Consider the following 19,379-nt stretch of genomic DNA (forward strand, 5'->3'; position numbering starts at 1 on the left):
GAGGAAAGAAGAAGACAAATGGCACTGAAATCTTTCAAGCCGACGACACCAAGCCAGCGCCAGCTGGTCATTGTTGATCGCTCGGGTCTGTACAAGGGCAAGCCGGTCAAAGCTCTGACGGAAGGCCTTTCTTCCAAGGGTGGCCGCAACAACACCGGTCGCATGACTGTTCGCCACCGTGGTGGTGGTCACAAGCGCACCTATCGTGTTGTTGACTTCAAGCGTCGCAAGTTCGATGTCGAAGGCACCATTGAGCGTCTGGAATACGACCCCAACCGTACGGCGTTCATCGCCCTGGTGAAATATGCCGACGGTGAACTGGCCTATATCCTGGCTCCGCAGCGTCTTGCAGCCGGTGACAAGGTTATCGCATCGCAGTCCGCGGTTGACGTCAAGCCGGGCAACACGATGCCGCTGCAGTCCATGCCGGTTGGCACGATCGTGCACAATGTTGAAATGAAGCCGGGCAAGGGCGGTCAGATCGCCCGTTCCGCCGGCACATATGTTCAGCTCGTTGGCCGCGATCAGGGTATGGCTATCCTGCGCCTCAATTCCGGCGAGCAGCGCCTGGTTCCGGGCAGCTGCCTGGCAACGGTCGGCGCGGTGTCCAACCCGGACAATTCCAACCGCAACGACGGCAAGGCAGGTCGTTCTCGCTGGCTGGGCAAGCGCCCGAGCGTTCGCGGTGTTGTCATGAACCCGATCGATCACCCGCATGGTGGTGGTGAGGGACGCACGTCCGGCGGTCGTCACCCGGTTACCCCCTGGGGTAAGCCGACCAAAGGCAAGCGTACACGGTCCAACAAGTCGACCGACAAGTTCATTATGCGCTCCCGTCATCAGCGCAAGAAGTAAGAGAGGAAGTCTCAAGTGGCTCGTTCAGTTTGGAAAGGTCCGTTTGTTGACGGCTATCTTCTCAAGAAGGCTGAGAAGGTGCGCGAAAGCGGTCGTAACGAGGTAATCAAGACGTGGAGCCGCCGCTCCACGATCCTGCCTCAGTTCGTCGGCCTGACTTTTGGCGTCTACAACGGAAGCAAGCATATCCCGGTGTCCGTGTCTGAAGACATGGTTGGACACAAATTGGGTGAATTTTCCCCGACCCGGACCTATTACGGCCACGGTGCGGACAAGAAAGCGAAGAGGAAATAGCAATGGGCAAGGCCAAGGCCGAGCGCAGGCTGAAGGATAACGAGGCAAGAGCAGTTGCCCGCACACTCCGCGTTAGCCCGCAAAAGCTCAATCTCGTGGCATCCATGATCCGCGGCAAGAAGGTCGAGCGCGCCCTGGCGGACCTGGAATTTTCGCGCAAGCGTATTTCAGAAACCGTCAAGAAGACGCTGGAATCTGCAATTGCCAATGCCGAGAACAACCACGATCTCGATGTGGACTCCCTGATCGTCGCCGAAGCTTTTGTCGGTAAGTCGATCGTCATGAAGCGTTTTCACGCACGTGGCCGTGGCCGCGCATCGCGGATAGAAAAGCCGTTTTCGCATCTGACGATTGTCGTCCGTGAAGCCGAGGAAAAAGAGGAGGCCGCGTAATGGGTCAGAAGATTAATCCGGTCGGCTTCCGTCTGGGCATCAACCGCACCTGGGATTCTCGCTGGTTCGCCGAAAAGGGCGAATATGGCGACTTGCTCCAGGAAGACCTGAAGATCCGCGACTACCTGACCAAGGAACTCAAGCAGGCCGCGATTTCGAAGGTTGTTATCGAGCGTCCGCACAAGAAGTGCCGCGTCTCCATTCATTCGGCGCGTCCGGGTCTGATCATCGGCAAGAAGGGTGCAGATATCGAAAAACTGCGCCGCAAGCTGTCGGTCATGACCAACTCCGAAACGCATCTCAACATCGTTGAAGTGCGCAAGCCGGAGATCGACGCCACGCTCGTTGCACAGTCCATCGCGCAGCAGCTGGAGCGCCGTGTTGCATTCCGCCGCGCCATGAAGCGTGCCGTTCAGTCGGCCATGCGCCTTGGCGCCGAAGGCATCCGCATCACCTGCGGCGGCCGTCTGGGTGGCGCTGAAATTGCACGTACGGAATGGTACCGCGAAGGCCGCGTGCCGCTTCACACCCTGCGTGCCGATATCGACTACGGTACAGCCGAAGCGCACACCGCCTATGGCGTTTGTGGCATCAAGGTCTGGATCTTCAAGGGTGAAATCCTTGAGCACGACCCGATGGCTTCGGAGCGCCGTGCAACGGAAAATGACAATCAGGGCAGTGGCAGCCGCCGCCGCGAAAACGCGTAAGTTTTTGCGCGGTAAGTCAGTTCGGAGAATAAAAAAATGTTGCAGCCAAAGCGTACGAAGTACCGCAAGCAGCACAAAGGCCGTATCAAGGGCGTTGCACCCGGTGGCACGTCGCTGACCTTCGGTTCCTATGGTCTGAAGGCGCAGGAACCTGATCGCGTGAATGCACGTCAGATCGAAGCAGCCCGTCGTGCGATCACCCGTCACATGAAGCGTGCCGGCCGTGTGTGGATCCGCATCTTCCCCGACACTCCGGTCACCTCGAAGCCGACCGAAGTCCGCATGGGTAAAGGTAAGGGTTCGGTTGACTATTGGGCATGCAAGGTCAAGCCTGGCCGCATCATGTTCGAGATTGACGGTGTCAGCGAAGAAGTTGCCCGTGAAGCGCTGCGCCTTGGCGCCGCAAAGCTCTCGGTCAAGACACGCTTCGTACAGCGTATTGCAGAGTAGGAAGACAAACCATGAAAGCCACAGATATCCGTGCCATGAGCGTCGACCAGCTTAGCGATGAGCTTGCCAAGCTGAAGAAAGAGCAGTTCAACCTGCGTTTCCAGAAGGCCACAGGTCAGCTCGAAAAGACGTCACGCGTCAAGGAAGTCCGTCGCGATATCGCTCGCGTCAAGACAATTGCCCGCCAGAAGGCGGCAGAAGCCAAGGCCTAAGGACCAATAAAATGCCAAAACGCATTCTGCAGGGCACCGTCGTAAGCGACAAGAGCGACAAGACAGTCGTAGTCAAAGTCGAGCGCCGCTTTGCCCACCCGATGTTCAAGAAGACCGTGCGCCGCTCCAAGAAGTACAAGGCTCACGACGAAAGCAACCAGTTCAAGACCGGCGACATCGTTTCCATCCAGGAATGTGCGCCGATCTCAAAGGACAAACGCTGGACGGTCGTAGCCGAATAGGCCCGTCCGGTTCAGGAAGAAAAACGAAAATTACCGGGGCCTTTCAATCATACCCCGGGCTAGTTAGAGAAGGCGGTCTGACATGATTCAGATGCAAACAAACCTCGACGTCGCCGACAATTCCGGCGCCCGTCGTGTCATGTGCATCAAGGTGCTGGGCGGCTCGAAGCGGAAATACGCTTCCGTTGGAGACATTATCGTCGTCTCCGTCAAGGAAGCCATTCCGCGCGGCCGCGTCAAAAAAGGTGACGTCATGAAAGCGGTGGTCGTTCGCACCGCCAAGGATATTCGCCGTGCAGACGGCAGCGTCATTCGTTTTGACAAGAATGCAGCAGTCCTGGTCGATAACAAAAAAGAGCCGATCGGCACCCGTATCTTCGGACCGGTTCCACGCGAACTTCGCGCCAAGAGCCACATGAAGATCATCTCGCTGGCTCCGGAAGTGCTGTAAGGAGATTACGATGCAGAAGATCCGTAAAGGCGACAGCGTCGTTGTTCTGACCGGTAAGGACAAGGGTCGTACCGGCGAAGTCATTCAGGTGATGCCGAAGGAAAACCGCGCTCTTGTTCGTGGTATCAACATGGTCAAGCGCCACCAGCGCCAGACCCAGACCGAGCAGGCCGGCATCGTCAACAAGGAAGCATCCGTGCATCTTTCAAACCTTGCGGTTGCCGATAGCGACGGCAAGCCGACCCGCGTCGGCATCAAGGTCAACAAAGACGGCACGAAAGTCCGCGTGGCAAAGCGTTCAGGAGATTTGATTGATGGCTGAGGCAAATTACGAGCCACGGCTCAAAAAGGAATATGGCGATCGTATCCGCGACGCCCTGCTGGAGAAGTTCTCCTACAAGAACGTCATGGAAATTCCCCGTGTTGATAAAATCGTAATCAACATGGGTGTAGGCGAGGCGACTGCTGACTCCAAGAAGCCTGCAGCCGCTGCCGAGGATCTGGCGGCGATTGCCGGCCAGAAAGCGGTTGTAACGCACGCCCGCAAGTCGATTGCCGGCTTCAAGGTTCGCGAACAAATGCCGATCGGCGCAAAGGTAACGCTGCGTCAGGCGCGCATGTACGAATTCATGGATCGTCTGGTCAACGTCGCGTTGCCGCGTGTTCGTGACTTCCGGGGCCTCAACCCCAAAAGCTTTGACGGCCACGGCAATTTCGCCATGGGCATCAAAGAGCACATTGTGTTCCCGGAAATCGACTACGACAAGGTCGATGAGATTTGGGGCATGGATATCATCGTTTGTACGACTGCAAAGACGGACGACGAAGCCCGGGCTCTGCTGGCAGAGTTCAACTTCCCGTTTCGGCAGTAACGGCAAGCGTAGAGAGGATATTTGACATGGCTAAGGTTAGCGCAGTCGAAAAGAACAAACGCCGCCGCAAGACGGTTGCACTGCATGCGGAAAAGCGTGCCGCGCTTAAGGCGATCATAAAGAACCAGGAAACGCCGATTGAAGAGCGTTTCAAAGCGACGCTGAAGCTCGCCGAATTGCCACGTGACGGCTCGAAAACACGCGTTCGCAACCGCTGCGAAGTGTCCGGCCGTCCGCGTGCCTATTATCGCAAACTGAAAATGTCCCGTATTGCGCTGCGTGAACTTGGTTCGCTCGGCAAGGTGCCGGGCGTCGTCAAGTCCAGCTGGTAGGGAGACAGGCAAATGGCTATGACTGATCCGCTGGGCGATATGCTCACTCGTATCCGCAACGCGACGGGACGCCGCAAATCGACGGTTTCGACACCGGCTTCGAAATTGCGTGCACGCGTCCTGGACGTGCTGCAGTCCGAGGGCTATATCCGCGGCTATTCCGAGGTCAATTACGACAACGGCAAGTCCGAGATAAACATCGAGCTGAAGTACTACGAAGGTGCACCGGTTATCCGCGAGATCGCTCGCGTATCCAAGCCGGGCCGCCGTGTATATGTCTCGGTTAAGTCCATTCCGCAGGTCGCGAACGGCCTCGGCATTTCCATCCTTTCGACCCCGAAAGGTGTGATGGCCGATCATGAGGCGCGCGAACAGAATGTAGGTGGTGAGGTTCTCTGTCACATCTTCTGATGTGGCGGGTCCTCCATAACGGTCAGACAGGTTTGAACAATGTCTCGTATCGGTAAGAAGCCCGTTCAGGTTCCCGCAGGCGTCACAGCGACTGTCGAGGGACAGAAGGTCACTGCAAAGGGACCCAAGGGTGAATTGAGCTTCGTCGTCAACGACGAAGTTCTTGTAAAGCTTGAAGAAAACGAAGTTGTCATTTCTCCGGCAGACGGATCGAAAGACGCTCGCTCAAAGTGGGGTATGACCCGCACAATGATCGAAAACATCATCAGTGGTGTTTCGAATGGCTATGAGCGCCGTCTGGAGATAAACGGCGTTGGCTACCGTGCGGCCATGCAGGGCAAGAACCTGCAGCTCGCTCTCGGTTTTAGCCACGACGTTGTCTACGAAGCTCCTGACGGCATTACGCTTGCTTGCCCGAAGCCGACGGAAATCGTCGTAAGCGGCATCAACAAGCAGCAGGTCGGTCAGGTCGCTTCGGAAATCCGCAGCTTCCGCAAGCCCGAGCCCTACAAGGGCAAAGGCGTGAAATATGCTGAAGAGCGGATCGTCCGCAAAGAAGGCAAGAAGAAGTAAGGATTACGCAAAATGGCTAGCAGGAAAGAAACACTTGTGCGTCGTGCAGCGCGTGTCCGCCGTCAGGTCAGGGCCGTTGCCAACGGTCGTCCGCGCCTGTCGGTTCACCGTTCGTCAAAGAACATCTACGCACAGATCATCGACGATGCCGCCGGCAACACGATTGTTGCAGCGTCCACGCTCGACACCGATCTGCGCAAGAAGCTGAAAACCGGTGCGGATACCGATGCCGCAGCGGCGGTTGGCAAGCTCGTTGCAGAACGCGCTTCGAAGGCCGGCGTCAAAGAGGTGGTATTTGATCGCGGAGCCTTCATCTATCACGGCCGCATCAAGGCGCTGGCTGACGCTGCGCGTGAAGCCGGCCTGAATTTCTAATTTAACCGCCCGTTGCACCCGGAAAAGAAAAAGGACAAGGACAATGGCAAGAGAAGCACGCCGCGACAATCGCGGCAGGGACGATGAGCGCGACAGCGAATTTGTCGACAAGCTCGTCCACATCAATCGCGTCGCCAAGGTTGTTAAAGGTGGCCGTCGTTTCGGCTTTGCAGCCCTGGTTGTCGTCGGCGATCAGAAAGGCCGCGTTGGTTTCGGTCACGGCAAGGCCCGTGAAGTTCCCGAAGCAATCCGCAAGGCCACTGAAGCTGCGAAACGCAACATGATTTTTGTACCGCTGCGCTCCGGCCGCACGCTGCACCACGACGTGCACGGCCGCCATGGCGCCGGCAAGGTTCTGCTGCGCTCAGCCAAGGCCGGTACCGGAATCATCGCCGGTGGCCCGATGCGTGCCGTTTTCGAAACGCTCGGCATGCAGGACGTTGTTGCGAAATCGACCGGTTCTTCGAACCCGTACAACATGGTTCGCGCCACATTCGATGCGCTCAAGCACCAGATGCACCCGAAGGACGTAGCTGCACAGCGTGGCATCAAATATTCCACGCTCCAGGCACGCCGTTCATCCATCATCGGCAATGAAGAGTAGGAAAGCGGTACGTTATGGCTGACAAGAAGACAGGCAAAACGGTTACCGTCGAGCAGATCGGTAGCCCCATTCGTCGCCCCGCCGATCAGCGTCAGACGCTGGTTGGACTGGGTCTTAACAAAATGCATCGCCGCCGCACTCTGGAAGATACACCTTCCGTGCGTGGCATGATCCGCAAGGTAAGCCACCTCGTGCGCGTCGTAGACGAAGGCTGAGGGGAGTTTGAATCATGAAACTGAATGAACTTCGTGACAATGAAGGCGCAACAAAAGGCCGCAAGCGCGTTGGCCGGGGCATTGGTTCCGGCAAGGGCAAGACCGGTGGCCGCGGCGTCAAGGGTCAGAAATCCCGCTCGGGCGTAGCCATCAACGGCTTTGAAGGCGGTCAGATGCCCATCTACCGTCGTCTACCGAAGCGCGGCTTCACCAACATCTTCGCCAAGGACTTCAACGTCGTATCCCTCGGCCGCCTGCAGGCAGCCGTCGACGCCAAGAAGCTGGATGCGAAGAAGACGGTCGATGCCACAGCGCTCAAGGCTGCCGGTGTCATCCGCCGCGAAAAAGACGGTGTGCGAGTCCTTTCGGACGGCGAGCTGAAAGCTAAGCTCAAACTTGAAGTTGCCGGTGCATCCAAGACGGCAATCGAAAAGATTGAAAAAGCAGGCGGTTCGGTGAAGGTTCTTGCAGCCGCTGCGGAAGCAGCTGAATAAACAAATGTTGGCCCGTTGTGATTTGCAATGGGCCCTTTTGTTCCCATATGGATGTCACATCACTGTGATCCCAAGGGGTCTGAACGGCGGGGCGCCCAACATTTAAGCAATAAGTACTATTGCCCGGGCGTCTAAAGAACAGCAAATGTGACCTGTTCCGGCATCAGTTTGAGTCGACGAAGTATCAGGGAACAGGTCTCGCGGAGATTTCGTATGGCATCTGCAGCCGAACAACTTGCAGCCAATCTGAACTTTTCAGCCTTTGCGAAAGCCGAGGATCTCAAAAAGCGCATCTGGTTTACCCTGGGTGCGCTTTTGGTCTACCGGCTGGGTACTTACATTCCGCTGCCGGGTCTGAACCCGGAAGCCTTCGCACAGGCATTCCAGCAGCAGGCCGGCGGTGTTCTCGGGCTGTTCAACATGTTCGCGGGCGGCGCAGTCGAGCGCATGGCGATCTTCGCGCTCGGGATCATGCCTTACATTTCCGCATCCATCATCATGCAGCTCATGACGTCGGTCGTGCCGACGCTCGAGCAGCTGAAGAAGGAAGGCGAGCAGGGCCGCAAGGTCATCAACCAGTACACCCGTTACGGAACGGTTATCCTGGCGACGATGCAGGCCTACGGTATCGCCGTCGGGCTGGAATCGGGCAACGGTATCGTCGTCGATCCGGGCTGGTTCTTCCGCATTTCCTGCGTTCTGACGCTTGTTGGCGGCACCATGTTCCTGATGTGGCTTGGCGAGCAGATCACCGCACGCGGCATCGGCAACGGTATCTCGCTCATCATCTTCTCGGGCATTGTCGCTGCGCTGCCTGGCGCAATCGCCGGCACGCTCGAACTTGGTCGTACCGGTGCATTGTCGACCGGTCTGATCATCATGGTGATCGTTATTGCAATTGCGGTTATTGCTTTCATCGTTTTCATGGAACGCGCCCAGCGCCGACTGCTGATCCAGTATCCGAAGCGCCAGGTCGGCAATCGCATGTTCCAGGGCGATTCTTCGCACCTGCCGCTGAAGCTGAACACCGCTGGTGTTATCCCGCCGATCTTTGCATCGTCGCTGCTGTTGTTGCCGGCCACACTTGCCGGATTTTCCAACACGACCAATCTGCCGGGCTGGGCAACGACCGTCCTGGCGACGCTTGGTCACGGGCAGCCACTCTACATGGTGTTTTATGCGGCCATGATCGCGTTCTTCGCGTTCTTCTATACCGCAGTCGTCTTCAACCCGAAGGACACGGCGGACAATCTGAAGAGCCATGGCGGGTTCATTCCCGGCATTCGCCCGGGCGAGCGCACAGCGGAGTATATCGACTATGTACTGACGCGCATCACGGTGGTTGGCGCGCTGTACCTTGTCTTCGTTTGTCTTCTGCCCGAGTTCCTGATCGCGCAGACCGGCATCCCGTTCTATCTCGGCGGAACATCACTGCTGATCGTGGTTAGTGTTACACTGGACACAGTCGCGCAGATACAGGGGCACCTGATTGCGCAGCAGTATGAAGGGCTGATCAAGAAATCCAAACTTCGGGGAGGAAAGAGGGGACGATGAGACTGATATTGCTTGGCCCTCCGGGCGCAGGGAAGGGGACACAGGCCCAGCGTCTGGTGGAAAAGCACGGCATCCCCCAGCTTTCAACCGGAGACATGCTGCGTGCGGCGGTGGCCGGCGGAACGGAAGTTGGCCTCCGTGCCAAAGCAGTCATGGATGCCGGCAAGCTGGTCTCGGACGATATCGTCAATGCCATCGTGTCAGAGCGCCTCGATCAGCCGGACTGTAAGCCGGGTTTCATCCTGGATGGCTATCCGCGCACGCTTGTTCAGGCCGACGCTACGGAAGCAATGCTGGCCTCAAAGGACATGGCCCTGTCCTGCGTTCTGGAACTGCGCGTTGATGACGATGTGCTGGTCGACCGAATTGGCGGGCGCTACACCTGCGCGGATTGCGGCGCAGGCTATCATGATGAAAACCTGAAGCCGGCCAAGGAAGGCGTTTGTGACAAATGCGGTTCTACCGAGTTCAAGCGCCGGCCTGACGACAACCCGGAAACGGTGCGCACCAGGCTGCAGGCCTACTACAAGGAAACGTCTCCTTTGCTTGGCTATTATTATGCGAAGGGTCTGCTCCGGCCGGTAGACGGCATGGCCGATATCGACGTTGTCACCGCTCAGATTGATGACATTTTGACCTCTTTATGAGGCGATCGAGCAGTTTTTCGGCGAAATAACATCATTGCGCCGGATTTTAGGCATTTGGACTGTTGACGATAGTGCATCGAGTCCGATAGAACCCCGCCAATTCGAGATAGTCGAGCGATTGGCGCGGTTTTCGAAAGAAGAGAACCGGGGCTGGTCGCTTATACATGTCCCGACTATGTGAAACTTGCAGCTGAACGGCTGCCAATGAACCAGTCAGACCCTTTTGGTCTGGAAGGCAAGGAGAACAGACGTGGCCCGTATTGCTGGCGTCAATATTCCGACGAACAAGCGCGTTGTCATTGCGCTTCAGTACATCCATGGAATCGGTGCGGCTCATGCCAAGGCAATCACCGAGAAGGTTGGCATTCCCGCCGAGCGCCGGGTAAACGAGCTTTCGGATGCTGAAGTCATTCAGGTCCGCGAAGCCATTGACCGCGACTACCAGGTAGAAGGTGACCTTCGCCGCGAGACCTCGATGAATGTCAAGCGTCTTATGGATCTGGGCTGCTACCGTGGTCTGCGTCATCGCCGCAATCTTCCGGTTCGCGGGCAGCGCACGCACACGAATGCCCGCACCCGCAAGGGGCCCGCAAAGGCAATCGCAGGCAAGAAGAAATAGGCAACCGGTTCTTTTCCGGTTTGGGTCGGCTCCTTTACGGGTATGCCGGCCTTTTGCGTAAGAATGGTTGGGGCAGGCATATAGCCCCATCCGGTGGAGCCGCTGGAATTACGGCGGTGTAGAGATCGATGAAAGGGTCGTAATGGCAAAGGAAGCCACACGCGTTCGCCGCCGCGAACGCAAGAATATCTCGTCGGGCGTTGCCCACGTGAATTCGACATTTAACAACACCATGATCACCATCACCGACGCGCAGGGCAATGCAATCGCATGGTCTTCAGCCGGTGCAAAAGGTTTTAAGGGATCGCGCAAGTCGACACCGTTCGCAGCTCAGATTGCTGCTGAAGACTGCGCCAAGAAAGCCCAGGAACATGGCATGAAGTCGCTTGAAGTTGAGGTTTGTGGTCCGGGTTCGGGTCGTGAATCTGCGCTGCGCGCTCTTCAGGCTGCCGGTTTCACCATTACGTCCATACGTGATGTGACACCCATTCCGCACAATGGCTGCCGTCCGCGCAAGAAGCGGCGCGTCTAACGTGTGTTCAACAGCCGATGAGCGGTTCCGCTCCTCTCGGTTCTCCAGCTCTATTGCCACGATTGGATGGTGGCAAGGAACGGAAGGTAATACGACATGATCCAGAAAAACTGGCAGGAACTTATCAAGCCGAACAAGATTGAGTTCTCGGCAACCGGCCGCACCAAGGCCACGTTGGTCGCTGAACCGCTCGAGCGCGGTTTCGGCCTGACACTCGGCAACGCTCTGCGCCGCGTTCTGCTGTCGTCGCTGCGCGGCGCTGCGGTAACGGCCGTGCAGATCGACGGCGTTCTGCACGAATTCTCTTCGATCCCGGGCGTTCGCGAAGACGTTACCGACATCGTGCTGAACATCAAGGAAATCGCCATCGGCATGGAAGGTGACGAGCCCAAGCGCATGGTCGTGCGCAAGCAGGGCCCGGGCACGGTCCTGGCCGGCGATATCCAGACGGTTGGCGACATCGAGATTCTCAATCCCGACCACATTATCTGCACCCTCGACGAAGGCGCTGAAATCCGCATGGAATTTACCGTCCAGAACGGCAAGGGCTATGTACCGGCAGACCGCAACCGTGCGGAAGACGCGCCGATCGGTCTTATTCCGGTCGACAGCCTCTATTCTCCGGTCAAGAAGGTCTCCTACAAGGTCGAGAACACCCGTGAGGGCCAGGTTCTTGATTACGACCGTCTCAGCATGACGCTTGAAACCGACGGTTCTGTCTCCGGTGAAGATGCCATCGCATTTGCCGCACGTATCCTTCAGGACCAGCTCGGCGTGTTCATCAACTTCGATGAGCCGCAGAAGGAAGTCGAAGAGGTTCAGGCAACCGAATTGGCATTCAATCCGGCACTTCTGAAAAAGGTGGACGAACTGGAATTATCCGTCCGTTCGGCCAACTGCCTGAAGAACGACAATATCGTCTATATCGGCGATCTGATTCAGAAGACCGAGGCAGAAATGCTGCGTACACCGAACTTCGGCCGCAAGTCGCTGAACGAGATCAAGGAAGTTCTGGCATCCATGGGTCTCCATCTTGGTATGGAAGTCCCCGCATGGCCGCCGGAAAACATCGAAGATCTCGCCAAGCGCTACGAGGATCAATACTAATCGAACCCGCGGGTATTGCCCCGCACTGAAGGAGAAGGCTCATGCGCCACCGTAAGTCAGGCCGCAAGCTGAACCGGACACCAAGCCATCGCAAGGCAATGTTTGCCAATATGGCCGCGTCCCTGATTGAGCACGAACAGATCGTGACAACCTTGCCGAAGGCCAAGGAAATCCGTCCGATCGTCGAGAAACTTGTAACCCTCGGCAAGCGGGGTGACCTGCATGCCCGCCGTCAGGCGATCTCCAAGATCCGCGATGTCGAAATGGTTCGCAAGCTGTTCGACACGATCGCCACCCGTTACGCCGATCGCCATGGCGGCTATGTCCGCATCATGAAGGCCGGTTTCCGCAAAGGCGACAATGCACCGCTCGCCGTTGTTGAATTCGTTGACCGCGACGTTGACGCCAAAGGCGCCAAAGACCTTGCACGCGTCGAAGCCGAGGCCAGCGACGAAAGCGAAGCAGCATAAGAACTGCGACATATCAGATTTTCGAGGCCGGGCTTTATGCCCGGCCTTTTTTGTTTCAGATTTCCGCACGTTGCGGGAATTCCGATCGTGTCACATCCAGACCTTTTTGATCGGTAATTCATCCCTATTTGTGTAGAATACGGATTCGTGTGGAGGGTCATTTATGCGCGGTTACAAATTGGCCGGATTGTTGGTGCTGATCGCAGTTTCGATCGGTCTGATGCTGCCGGTATCAGGTGCCCAGGATACGTCCGGCAAGAGCCGGATGAGGGGCGTGATTTCGGAAATACTGGGCAAGTCGAAAAGCGACGGTGATGCGGTCAAACGTATCGCGCCGCAATCGAAAGCCGCACTGCAGTATTCCTATGCGCCGCTTGTCAAACTTGCTGCTCCTGCCGTGGTCAATGTCTACGCGGAGCGCATGGTGCGGCAGCGCTCGCCGTTTGCGGGCGATCCTTTTTTCGAGCGCTTTTTCGGACAGCGCACACCGGGTCGCTCCCAGCGCCAGACCTCCCTTGGGTCCGGTGTCATCGTCGATCCCTCCGGCATCATCGTTACCAACAATCACGTCATTGACGGTGCCGATGAGATCAAGGTCGCCTTCGCCAATGGCCAGGAATATACAAGCCGTCTTCTCCTGAAGGATGAGCGGGTCGATCTTGCCATCCTTAAAATCGACGGAGATGAACCTTTCGCCGCGATGGAATACAGCGATTCGGACCGTCTTGAAGTCGGCGATATCCTTTTGGCCATAGGCAATCCTTTCGGTGTCGGACAAACGGTGACCAGCGGCATTGTCTCCGCACTTGCACGAAATGGGGTTGGTGTCTCGGATTTCGGATTTTTCATCCAGACGGACGCAGCAATCAATCCAGGCAACTCCGGCGGCGCCTTGATCGACATGAATGGAAAACTGGTCGGCATCAACACTGCGATCTTCTCACGCTCCGGCGGTTCCAACGGCATAGGGTTTGCGATTCCCGCAAACATGGTGCGCGCCGTTGTCGAGGCGGCAAAGAACGGTGACGATAAGTTCAGCCGGCCCTATATCGGTGCATCCTTTTCCCCCGTGACTGCGGATATGGCCGAGGCGCTGGGCATGGAGCAGGCTTTTGGTGCGATTGTTACCGCTGTTGTTTCAGGCGGACCCGCCGAAAAGGGAGGACTGCGTGTCGGAGACTTGGTGATCAGTCTCAACGGGCTGACCGTACAGCACCCGGATGCACTTGGTTACCGCCTGGCGACAACCGGCGTTGGCAAGATTGCCGAGCTGAAAGTCGTTTCGCGTTCTTTGGTCAAAAGTGTTTCCATCCGACTGGCACCGCCGCGTCAAAGGAGACCGGATGAGGAGGTGCGCATTACCGGCAGAAATCCGTTTGCCGGTGCGCTCATAACAAATATCGAACCACAGCTTGCCGAAGAGCTGCGGCTGCGTGGCGATGTTTCGGGTGTGATCGTCCTTGATGTTCAGCGCGGTTCGCCGGCCAGCCGCTACGGCATCAGGCCACGGGATATTGTCGTCGCCATCAATGGCGAAGCAATATCCAGCGCAAGCGATGTGGTGAGTATTGTCGAGGGCGATCCCGGCTTCTGGCGCTTCGAAATCAATCGAAACGGCCGTCGACTACGGCAAATGGTTCGCTGATGGCCGATTTGTTCGCTGCCGTCGCGGATGAGGCTGCGCAGAAGGCGCGCCCGCTTGCGGACCGCCTGAGGCCGCATAATCTGGCGCAGGTATGCGGTCAGGAGCATCTGACCGGCGAGGACGGCATCCTGAGCCGGATGATTGCTACCGGTACATTGGGTTCGATGATCTTCTGGGGTCCGCCGGGAACGGGCAAGACGACCGTCGCCCGTCTTCTCGCCGGTGAGACGGACCTGGCCTTCGAACAGATCTCGGCAATATTTTCCGGCGTTGCGGATCTGAAAAAGGTGTTTGAAGCCGCCCGTGCCCGGCGCATGTCGGGAAAACAGACTTTGCTCCTTGTTGACGAAATCCACCGCTTCAACAAGGCGCAGCAGGACAGCTTTCTGCCTGTCATGGAGGACGGCACCGTTATCCTTGTCGGGGCGACCACCGAGAACCCCTCATTTGAACTCAACGCTGCGCTTCTGTCGCGCGCCCGGGTCCTGACATTCAAGCCCCACGATGAAGAGAGCCTGAGGCTGTTGCTGAGCCGTGCCGAAGGTGCTGAGGGTAGGGCTCTGCCCGTTGACGAAGATGCGCGTCAAAGCCTCCTGCGCATGGCCGACGGCGACGGGCGCGCAGTTTTGACCCTGGCCGAAGAGGTCTGGCGCGCCGCGCGCGAAGGCGAGATCTTCGATGCCGACGGCGTGCAGATTGTCGTCCAGCGGCGCGCGCCGGTATACGATAAGGGTCAGGACGGTCACTACAATCTCATATCGGCGCTGCATAAGTCCGTGCGCGGGTCTGATCCAGATGCGGCGCTCTACTATCTGTGCCGCATGTTCGATGCCGGTGAAGATCCGCTCTATCTGGGGCGGCGTTTCGTGCGCATGGCGTCCGAAGACATCGGCCTTGCCGATCCGCAGGCGCTGGTGATCGCGAACGCCGCCAAGGATGCCTATAACTATCTGGGCTCGCCCGAGGGTGAGTTGGCTCTGGCTCAGGCATGTGTCTACCTGGCCACCGCACCAAAATCCAATGCCGTCTACACCGCCTACAAGGAGGCCACCCGTGCAGCCAAGGACAATGGTTCGTTGCTGCCGCCGAAACACATTCTGAATGCCCCGACCAAGCTCATGAAGGGCGAAGGCTACGGCAAGGGCTATCAATACGACCACGATGCGCCCGATGCATTTTCCGGACAGGACTATTTTCCGGAAAAAATGGGCCGCAGACAATTTTACGATCCGCCGGAACGGGGATTCGAACGCGAGTTAAAGAAACGTTTGGATTACTGGACCAAACTGCGCGCCGAAAGGCAGGGAGATGGCGGCTGATTTCGGTCCGATAGCGGTTTTTGGAGCTGGAGCAATCGGCTGTTATGTCGGCGGCATGCTGCAGGCCGCCGGAGCGACCGTGCGCTATTTCGGCCGAGAGCGCGCCGTCAACACGCTTGGGAAACACGGACTGACACTGACCCGGTTCGACGGTTCGGACGTGTTGGTGCCGGCAGACAAGATCGAGACTTCGTCCGACCCTTCGATCCTGTCCGGCTGCGAGTTGATCCTGCTTTGCGTCAAATCACAGGACACGGCCGAAGCCGCGGTCGATATCGCCGCTCACAAAAAACCGAGTGCGAAGATTATTTCGCTGCAGAACGGCGTCGAAAACGCGACGACGCTTGCCTCCAGCCTCGGCGAAGAGGTTGTGCTTGCCGGCATGGTTGCCTTCAACGTTCTTTCGCTCGGCGATGGCCGGTTTCATAAGGCAACCGAGGGCGAAATTCTCCTTGCCGATAGCGAGGAAACGCGCCGCCTTGTGACCTTTCTCATGCGTACTGGTACAGAGGCTCAAACCCGTACCGATATGCCCGAAGTGTTGTGGGGCAAGTTGCTCTTGAACCTCAACAATGCGCTCAATGTATTGTCGAACGTGCCGCTCGTTGAGCAACTGTCCGACCGCTCATACAGGGCCGTTCTTGCTGAAATGGTAAGTGAGGCCCTCGAAGCAACATCAAAAGCCGGGATCAGGCCGGCGCCGATCGGCAAGGTACGGCCCTGGCTCATTCCCCATATCCTGCGACTGCCGGATTGGCTGTTTATGCGCGTCGCCCGGTCCATGCTGGCGATGGATCCCAGCGCGCGTTCATCGATGTGGGATGATCTTCAAAACGGCCGCGCGCCTGAGATAGATTACCTCAATGGCGCCGTCGCGAGGCTTGCCGCCGAAGTGGGTACGGATGCCCCTGTGAACCGCAAAGTCATATCGCTGGTCAAACAGGCGTTCAAGGATGGGCGGTCGCCTCGCACATCGGGTGCCGATCTCCTTGAACTGGTCGAGAGCGAAGTCGACTGAGATTATTTCTGTTTCGACCTTTTCTGAGCGTTAAAAAGCGACTAAACGCTGTTTTATGGCACATATACTCATTGTTGCGCTGGGCGGGGCCGTTGGTGCATCGCTGCGGCATCTCGTTAACCTCGCAACGCTGAGAATGCTTGGTCCGAATTTTCCCTGGGGAACGCTGACCGTGAATGTCTTCGGTTCGTTTGCCATGGGCATTTTCATCGAGTTGCTTTTGCGGCGTCTTGGCGGATCGCAGGAACTGCGGCTCCTGATCGCCACGGGCTTGCTCGGTGGCTTTACGACATTTTCCGCCTTCTCGCTGGATGTCGCCCTGCTTTGGGAACGTGGAGCCGGCGTTACGGCAACAATATATGCGGTGTCGAGCGTTGTGCTTTCGATAGCCGCGCTTTTTGCGGGACTGGCGCTGGCAAAGGCGCTGACCTGACTGATTGAAAGATTAACTGATGGCAGGCGTTGAACAGCGCAAAGTTGACCTTGACGAATCCGGTATGCGCCTTGACCGCTGGTTCAAGTCACATTTTCCGGGATTGGGTTTCGGCAAACTGCAGAAGCTCCTGCGTTCGGGGCAGATCCGCGTGGACGGCGGCAGGGCCAAACACGACACCCGCGTGCAACCCGGTCAGGTCATTCGCATTCCCCCGCTCGGAACCGACGCGAAGGATACCGCCGAGCAGGCCGGGGACACCTCCTATCGCTCAAGTGGCGCGGATAGCGAATTCCTTTCCAAGATGCTTCTCTACGAAGATCCAAAGGTCTTCGTCTTCAACAAGCCGGCTGGGTTGGCCGTGCAGGGAGGCTCGGGCCTCTCGCGCCATGTCGACAAGATGCTCGATGCCTGGCGCAACAAAAAGGGCGAAAAGCCGCGCCTGGTCCATCGCCTCGACCGCGATACGTCCGGTGTTCTGGTCGTGGCGCGCACAAGAGGGGCGGCGCAGGCATTGACGGCTGCATTCCGTGAGCGCGACACCAAGAAGACGTACTGGGCTCTGGTCAAGGGCGTTCCACCCAAGCGTGAAGGCCGTATTTCCACCTGGCTGGTCAAGGAACAGATGCCTGACGGCGACCGCATGCGGGTCTGCAAGCATGGCGAACCCGATTCCGACCATGCGATCTCGCACTACAGGATTATCGAGCAGGCCGGGCAGAACCTGTCCTGGCTGGAAATGGAACCCTATACCGGCCGCACCCACCAGCTGCGCGTCCATGCGGCCCATATCGGCTGCCCGATCATCGGCGATCCGAAATATTTCGAGGCGGACCACAACTGGGATTTTCCCGGCGGTATGCAAAAACGTCTGCATCTTCATGCGCGCCGGATTTCCATTCCGCATCCCGACGGCCGCTCCAACATTGTGGTCACGGCCCCACTGCCGCCCCATATGGTTCAAAGCTGGAACCTTCTTGGTTTTGACAAGGATTCAGACGAATGAAGCTCGTTCTGTTCGATTGCGACGGCACACTCGTTGACAGTGCCGCAATCATCCATTCCAGCATGGAAAGGACCTTCGATGAGGCGGGATTTCAAACGCCCGACCTGGTGCAGACGAAATCCGTTATCGGCTTGTCGCTTGAGATCGCCATCGCCCGCATGCTTGAGCGCGAGATAGACGAACAGATAAATCACATGGCCAACCGCTACAGGCATCACAGCCAACTGATGCGCTCGGCGCAGGACTGCCACGAGCCGTTTTATGACGGTGTCTGGGAGTTGCTGGACGCCTTGCGGCAGGTGGACGAAATACTGATTGGCGTTGTCACGGGAAAATCACGCCGCGGTCTGAACAACCTGCTTGCAAAACATGATCTCGGTTCTGCTATCATCTCCACCCGTACGGCCGACGAGTGTCCGTCCAAACCACACCCCGCCATGGTTATGGAATGCTGCGCCGAGGCGGGTGTCGATCCGTCACGGACCATTGTCATAGGCGATGCGGTTTATGACATGCAGATGGCCCGCAACGCAGGCGCAACCGCGGCGGGCGTGACCTGGGGGTATTGCGATAAGGAGACGCTGCAGGAAGCCGGTGCCCACCATATCGTTGAAGAACCGGCGGAACTCATGCCCATTATCGGTGCTCTGGCGCAGGAAGGACAAGAACCATGCGCGACATCCTGAACGATCTTGGTGATATGTTGAGCGATACCGATCCGGTTCGCCGTGCCCAGATCAAATCGAAAAAGGAACTTCCCAAACGATTTTATGAGCGCGCCGAAATTGGCGAGGTCGAGGGAGGTTTCAGCATCCAACTCGACGGCAGGACGATCCGCACACCGGCCAGGCAGGTGCTACAACTGCCAACGCGCGATCTTGCCGAGCTGGTTTGCAAGGAGTGGGATGCGCAGACGAAGGAAATCGATCCGGTCACAATGCCGGTCACACGGCTGGTAAATACATCGCTCGATGGTATCGCGAACGATCCGCAGGCGGTCATTGAGGACATCCTTCGATTTGCCGGCACGGATCTTCTTTGTTACCGCGCCGATGGTCCGCAGCGCCTCGTCGACCGCCAGACGGAGATCTGGGATCCGGTTATCGACTGGGCGCATGCGTCCCTTGGGGCAAGGTTCCTGCTTGCGGAGGGTGTCATGCATGTTGAGCAGCCAAAGGAGGCGATCAACGCGATCGGCATCCATGTCGCTGCATTTACCAGCCCGATCGCCCTTGCAAGCCTGCACAGCTTCACGACACTCACTGGCTCCGCATTGTTGTCGATTGCCATTGCCAAAGAAGAATTGACCGTAGCGGATGCGTGGTCAGCCGCCCACGTCGATGAGGACTGGAATATCGAGCAGTGGGGCGAGGACGCGGAGGCAAAGGCGCGCCGGACTTATCGTTGGGGCGAAATGCTTGCAGCCGATCAGGCGCTGAAGGCGCTTTCCTGACAGCCTATTTTTCGGCGCTTCACCACTGGCAATTATGCTGCAGTCTCCTAGTTAGGATTTGGCCATGCAATCCGTGTGGCAGATTTATCAGGAGGAT

30 protein-coding genes are annotated in these 19,379 nt (G+C 57.5%); all 30 read left to right on the forward strand.

Annotation, left to right across the window (positions count from 1 at the left end; translation table 11 throughout):
* Nucleotides 1–18: 18 nt before the first annotated feature.
* Complete coding sequence (gene rplB, locus ABVT35_RS10305) at nt 19–855, forward strand: 50S ribosomal protein L2 (protein WP_368466329.1); 837 nt, start codon at nt 19–21, stop codon at nt 853–855.
* Between the two features lie 15 nt (nt 856–870).
* Nucleotides 871–1,149, forward strand: a complete 279-nt coding sequence (rpsS, locus tag ABVT35_RS10310; protein ID WP_267990071.1) for a 30S ribosomal protein S19 — start codon at nt 871–873, stop codon at nt 1,147–1,149.
* A gap of 2 nt (nt 1,150–1,151) precedes the next feature.
* Nucleotides 1,152–1,541, forward strand: a complete 390-nt coding sequence (rplV, locus tag ABVT35_RS10315) for a 50S ribosomal protein L22 (protein WP_368466330.1) — start codon at nt 1,152–1,154, stop codon at nt 1,539–1,541.
* The gene (gene rpsC, locus ABVT35_RS10320) at nt 1,541–2,248 is read left to right on the forward strand and encodes a 30S ribosomal protein S3 (RefSeq protein ID WP_368466331.1); all 708 of its coding nucleotides are present in this window, start codon (nt 1,541–1,543) and stop codon (nt 2,246–2,248) included. The genes rplV and rpsC overlap by 1 nt, the downstream gene beginning before the upstream one ends.
* A 36-nt stretch (nt 2,249–2,284) precedes the next feature.
* Nucleotides 2,285–2,698, forward strand: coding sequence for a 50S ribosomal protein L16 (gene rplP, locus ABVT35_RS10325; protein WP_368466332.1), 414 nt, complete (start codon nt 2,285–2,287; stop codon nt 2,696–2,698).
* An 11-nt stretch (nt 2,699–2,709) separates the two neighbouring features.
* The gene (rpmC, locus tag ABVT35_RS10330) at nt 2,710–2,910 is read left to right on the forward strand and encodes a 50S ribosomal protein L29 (RefSeq protein ID WP_368466333.1); all 201 of its coding nucleotides are present in this window, start codon (nt 2,710–2,712) and stop codon (nt 2,908–2,910) included.
* An 11-nt stretch (nt 2,911–2,921) separates the two neighbouring features.
* The gene (rpsQ, locus tag ABVT35_RS10335) at nt 2,922–3,152 is read left to right on the forward strand and encodes a 30S ribosomal protein S17 (protein ID WP_368466334.1); all 231 of its coding nucleotides are present in this window, start codon (nt 2,922–2,924) and stop codon (nt 3,150–3,152) included.
* 82 nt (nt 3,153–3,234) lie between these two features.
* Nucleotides 3,235–3,603 (forward strand): 50S ribosomal protein L14, encoded by a 369-nt coding sequence (gene rplN / locus ABVT35_RS10340; RefSeq protein ID WP_368466335.1) that lies wholly within the window; start codon nt 3,235–3,237, stop codon nt 3,601–3,603.
* A 10-nt stretch (nt 3,604–3,613) separates the two neighbouring features.
* The gene (gene rplX / locus ABVT35_RS10345) at nt 3,614–3,925 is read left to right on the forward strand and encodes a 50S ribosomal protein L24 (RefSeq protein WP_368466336.1); all 312 of its coding nucleotides are present in this window, start codon (nt 3,614–3,616) and stop codon (nt 3,923–3,925) included.
* On the forward strand, nt 3,918–4,475 hold the full coding sequence (rplE, locus tag ABVT35_RS10350; RefSeq protein WP_368466337.1) for a 50S ribosomal protein L5: 558 nt from the start codon (nt 3,918–3,920) through the stop codon (nt 4,473–4,475). The genes rplX and rplE overlap by 8 nt, the downstream gene beginning before the upstream one ends.
* A 26-nt stretch (nt 4,476–4,501) precedes the next feature.
* Nucleotides 4,502–4,807 (forward strand): 30S ribosomal protein S14, encoded by a 306-nt coding sequence (rpsN, locus tag ABVT35_RS10355; RefSeq protein WP_368466338.1) that lies wholly within the window; start codon nt 4,502–4,504, stop codon nt 4,805–4,807.
* A 12-nt stretch (nt 4,808–4,819) separates the two neighbouring features.
* Nucleotides 4,820–5,218, forward strand: coding sequence for a 30S ribosomal protein S8 (gene rpsH / locus ABVT35_RS10360; protein WP_368466339.1), 399 nt, complete (start codon nt 4,820–4,822; stop codon nt 5,216–5,218).
* A gap of 39 nt (nt 5,219–5,257) precedes the next feature.
* Complete coding sequence (gene rplF / locus ABVT35_RS10365; protein ID WP_368466340.1) at nt 5,258–5,791, forward strand: 50S ribosomal protein L6; 534 nt, start codon at nt 5,258–5,260, stop codon at nt 5,789–5,791.
* Between the two features lie 12 nt (nt 5,792–5,803).
* Nucleotides 5,804–6,166, forward strand: coding sequence for a 50S ribosomal protein L18 (rplR, locus tag ABVT35_RS10370; protein WP_368466341.1), 363 nt, complete (start codon nt 5,804–5,806; stop codon nt 6,164–6,166).
* Nucleotides 6,167–6,209: 43 nt separating this feature from the next.
* Complete coding sequence (gene rpsE / locus ABVT35_RS10375; RefSeq protein WP_368466342.1) at nt 6,210–6,770, forward strand: 30S ribosomal protein S5; 561 nt, start codon at nt 6,210–6,212, stop codon at nt 6,768–6,770.
* Nucleotides 6,771–6,784: 14 nt separating this feature from the next.
* The gene (rpmD, locus tag ABVT35_RS10380) at nt 6,785–6,985 is read left to right on the forward strand and encodes a 50S ribosomal protein L30 (RefSeq protein WP_368466343.1); all 201 of its coding nucleotides are present in this window, start codon (nt 6,785–6,787) and stop codon (nt 6,983–6,985) included.
* Between the two features lie 14 nt (nt 6,986–6,999).
* On the forward strand, nt 7,000–7,479 hold the full coding sequence (gene rplO, locus ABVT35_RS10385) for a 50S ribosomal protein L15 (protein ID WP_368466344.1): 480 nt from the start codon (nt 7,000–7,002) through the stop codon (nt 7,477–7,479).
* Between the two features lie 213 nt (nt 7,480–7,692).
* On the forward strand, nt 7,693–9,033 hold the full coding sequence (secY, locus tag ABVT35_RS10390; RefSeq protein WP_368466345.1) for a preprotein translocase subunit SecY: 1,341 nt from the start codon (nt 7,693–7,695) through the stop codon (nt 9,031–9,033).
* Nucleotides 9,030–9,680, forward strand: a complete 651-nt coding sequence (locus ABVT35_RS10395; protein WP_368466346.1) for an adenylate kinase — start codon at nt 9,030–9,032, stop codon at nt 9,678–9,680. Before secY ends, ABVT35_RS10395 begins: the two co-directional genes overlap by 4 nt.
* A gap of 250 nt (nt 9,681–9,930) precedes the next feature.
* The gene (gene rpsM, locus ABVT35_RS10400) at nt 9,931–10,299 is read left to right on the forward strand and encodes a 30S ribosomal protein S13 (RefSeq protein ID WP_368466347.1); all 369 of its coding nucleotides are present in this window, start codon (nt 9,931–9,933) and stop codon (nt 10,297–10,299) included.
* 142 nt (nt 10,300–10,441) lie between these two features.
* A complete protein-coding gene (gene rpsK, locus ABVT35_RS10405; protein ID WP_136657421.1) occupies nt 10,442–10,831 on the forward strand; it encodes a 30S ribosomal protein S11 in 390 nt (129 codons plus the stop codon).
* A 96-nt stretch (nt 10,832–10,927) separates the two neighbouring features.
* Nucleotides 10,928–11,938 carry a DNA-directed RNA polymerase subunit alpha gene (locus tag ABVT35_RS10410; protein WP_368466348.1) on the forward strand — a complete coding sequence of 337 codons (1,011 nt, stop codon included), beginning with the start codon at nt 10,928–10,930 and terminating at the stop codon, nt 11,936–11,938.
* A 41-nt stretch (nt 11,939–11,979) separates the two neighbouring features.
* Nucleotides 11,980–12,408: a 50S ribosomal protein L17 gene (gene rplQ, locus ABVT35_RS10415; protein ID WP_368466349.1), complete on the forward strand. Its 429-nt coding sequence runs from the start codon at nt 11,980–11,982 to the stop codon at nt 12,406–12,408.
* A 163-nt stretch (nt 12,409–12,571) separates the two neighbouring features.
* Nucleotides 12,572–14,053, forward strand: coding sequence for a DegQ family serine endoprotease (locus tag ABVT35_RS10420; RefSeq protein ID WP_368466350.1), 1,482 nt, complete (start codon nt 12,572–12,574; stop codon nt 14,051–14,053).
* Nucleotides 14,053–15,372: a replication-associated recombination protein A gene (locus tag ABVT35_RS10425; RefSeq protein ID WP_368466351.1), complete on the forward strand. Its 1,320-nt coding sequence runs from the start codon at nt 14,053–14,055 to the stop codon at nt 15,370–15,372. The genes ABVT35_RS10420 and ABVT35_RS10425 overlap by 1 nt, the downstream gene beginning before the upstream one ends.
* Nucleotides 15,362–16,390 carry a 2-dehydropantoate 2-reductase gene (locus ABVT35_RS10430; protein ID WP_368466352.1) on the forward strand — a complete coding sequence of 343 codons (1,029 nt, stop codon included), beginning with the start codon at nt 15,362–15,364 and terminating at the stop codon, nt 16,388–16,390. The genes ABVT35_RS10425 and ABVT35_RS10430 overlap by 11 nt, the downstream gene beginning before the upstream one ends.
* Before the next feature lie 55 nt (nt 16,391–16,445).
* Entirely contained in the window at nt 16,446–16,823 is a 378-nt protein-coding gene (gene crcB, locus ABVT35_RS10435) for a fluoride efflux transporter CrcB (protein WP_368466353.1), read from the forward strand.
* Nucleotides 16,824–16,842: 19 nt separating this feature from the next.
* Nucleotides 16,843–17,829 (forward strand): RluA family pseudouridine synthase, encoded by a 987-nt coding sequence (locus ABVT35_RS10440; protein WP_368466354.1) that lies wholly within the window; start codon nt 16,843–16,845, stop codon nt 17,827–17,829.
* Nucleotides 17,826–18,515: an HAD-IA family hydrolase gene (locus ABVT35_RS10445; RefSeq protein WP_368466355.1), complete on the forward strand. Its 690-nt coding sequence runs from the start codon at nt 17,826–17,828 to the stop codon at nt 18,513–18,515. The genes ABVT35_RS10440 and ABVT35_RS10445 overlap by 4 nt, the downstream gene beginning before the upstream one ends.
* The gene (locus tag ABVT35_RS10450) at nt 18,500–19,282 is read left to right on the forward strand and encodes an ATP12 family chaperone protein (RefSeq protein ID WP_368466356.1); all 783 of its coding nucleotides are present in this window, start codon (nt 18,500–18,502) and stop codon (nt 19,280–19,282) included. The genes ABVT35_RS10445 and ABVT35_RS10450 overlap by 16 nt, the downstream gene beginning before the upstream one ends.
* Nucleotides 19,283–19,379 lie beyond the last annotated feature (97 nt).

Origin of the sequence: Hoeflea sp. TYP-13 (assembly GCF_040932035.1) — a bacterium.
GTDB lineage: Bacteria > Pseudomonadota > Alphaproteobacteria > Rhizobiales > Rhizobiaceae > Hoeflea_A.

Bases quoted from the DNA above. Each gene is read 5' to 3' on its own strand.
- rplB (WP_368466329.1), top strand. From the start codon at position 19: ATGGCACTGAAATCTTTCAAGCCGACGACACCAAGCCAGCGCCAGCTG.
- ABVT35_RS10420 (WP_368466350.1), top strand. From the start codon at position 12,572: ATGCGCGGTTACAAATTGGCCGGATTGTTGGTGCTGATCGCAGTTTCG.
- rplX (WP_368466336.1), top strand. From the start codon at position 3,614: ATGCAGAAGATCCGTAAAGGCGACAGCGTCGTTGTTCTGACCGGTAAG.
- rpmD (WP_368466343.1), top strand. From the start codon at position 6,785: ATGGCTGACAAGAAGACAGGCAAAACGGTTACCGTCGAGCAGATCGGT.
- rplE (WP_368466337.1), top strand. From the start codon at position 3,918: ATGGCTGAGGCAAATTACGAGCCACGGCTCAAAAAGGAATATGGCGAT.
- rpsH (WP_368466339.1), top strand. From the start codon at position 4,820: ATGGCTATGACTGATCCGCTGGGCGATATGCTCACTCGTATCCGCAAC.
- ABVT35_RS10395 (WP_368466346.1), top strand. From the start codon at position 9,030: ATGAGACTGATATTGCTTGGCCCTCCGGGCGCAGGGAAGGGGACACAG.
- rplQ (WP_368466349.1), top strand. From the start codon at position 11,980: ATGCGCCACCGTAAGTCAGGCCGCAAGCTGAACCGGACACCAAGCCAT.
- rplV (WP_368466330.1), top strand. From the start codon at position 1,152: ATGGGCAAGGCCAAGGCCGAGCGCAGGCTGAAGGATAACGAGGCAAGA.
- rplO (WP_368466344.1), top strand. From the start codon at position 7,000: ATGAAACTGAATGAACTTCGTGACAATGAAGGCGCAACAAAAGGCCGC.
- ABVT35_RS10450 (WP_368466356.1), top strand. From the start codon at position 18,500: ATGCGCGACATCCTGAACGATCTTGGTGATATGTTGAGCGATACCGAT.
- secY (WP_368466345.1), top strand. From the start codon at position 7,693: ATGGCATCTGCAGCCGAACAACTTGCAGCCAATCTGAACTTTTCAGCC.
- rplN (WP_368466335.1), top strand. From the start codon at position 3,235: ATGATTCAGATGCAAACAAACCTCGACGTCGCCGACAATTCCGGCGCC.
- ABVT35_RS10410 (WP_368466348.1), top strand. From the start codon at position 10,928: ATGATCCAGAAAAACTGGCAGGAACTTATCAAGCCGAACAAGATTGAG.
- ABVT35_RS10425 (WP_368466351.1), top strand. From the start codon at position 14,053: ATGGCCGATTTGTTCGCTGCCGTCGCGGATGAGGCTGCGCAGAAGGCG.
- rpsQ (WP_368466334.1), top strand. From the start codon at position 2,922: ATGCCAAAACGCATTCTGCAGGGCACCGTCGTAAGCGACAAGAGCGAC.
- rpsC (WP_368466331.1), top strand. From the start codon at position 1,541: ATGGGTCAGAAGATTAATCCGGTCGGCTTCCGTCTGGGCATCAACCGC.
- rplR (WP_368466341.1), top strand. From the start codon at position 5,804: ATGGCTAGCAGGAAAGAAACACTTGTGCGTCGTGCAGCGCGTGTCCGC.
- rpmC (WP_368466333.1), top strand. From the start codon at position 2,710: ATGAAAGCCACAGATATCCGTGCCATGAGCGTCGACCAGCTTAGCGAT.
- ABVT35_RS10445 (WP_368466355.1), top strand. From the start codon at position 17,826: ATGAAGCTCGTTCTGTTCGATTGCGACGGCACACTCGTTGACAGTGCC.
- rpsE (WP_368466342.1), top strand. From the start codon at position 6,210: ATGGCAAGAGAAGCACGCCGCGACAATCGCGGCAGGGACGATGAGCGC.
- rpsK (WP_136657421.1), top strand. From the start codon at position 10,442: ATGGCAAAGGAAGCCACACGCGTTCGCCGCCGCGAACGCAAGAATATC.
- rpsN (WP_368466338.1), top strand. From the start codon at position 4,502: ATGGCTAAGGTTAGCGCAGTCGAAAAGAACAAACGCCGCCGCAAGACG.
- ABVT35_RS10430 (WP_368466352.1), top strand. From the start codon at position 15,362: ATGGCGGCTGATTTCGGTCCGATAGCGGTTTTTGGAGCTGGAGCAATC.
- rplF (WP_368466340.1), top strand. From the start codon at position 5,258: ATGTCTCGTATCGGTAAGAAGCCCGTTCAGGTTCCCGCAGGCGTCACA.
- crcB (WP_368466353.1), top strand. From the start codon at position 16,446: ATGGCACATATACTCATTGTTGCGCTGGGCGGGGCCGTTGGTGCATCG.
- ABVT35_RS10440 (WP_368466354.1), top strand. From the start codon at position 16,843: ATGGCAGGCGTTGAACAGCGCAAAGTTGACCTTGACGAATCCGGTATG.
- rplP (WP_368466332.1), top strand. From the start codon at position 2,285: ATGTTGCAGCCAAAGCGTACGAAGTACCGCAAGCAGCACAAAGGCCGT.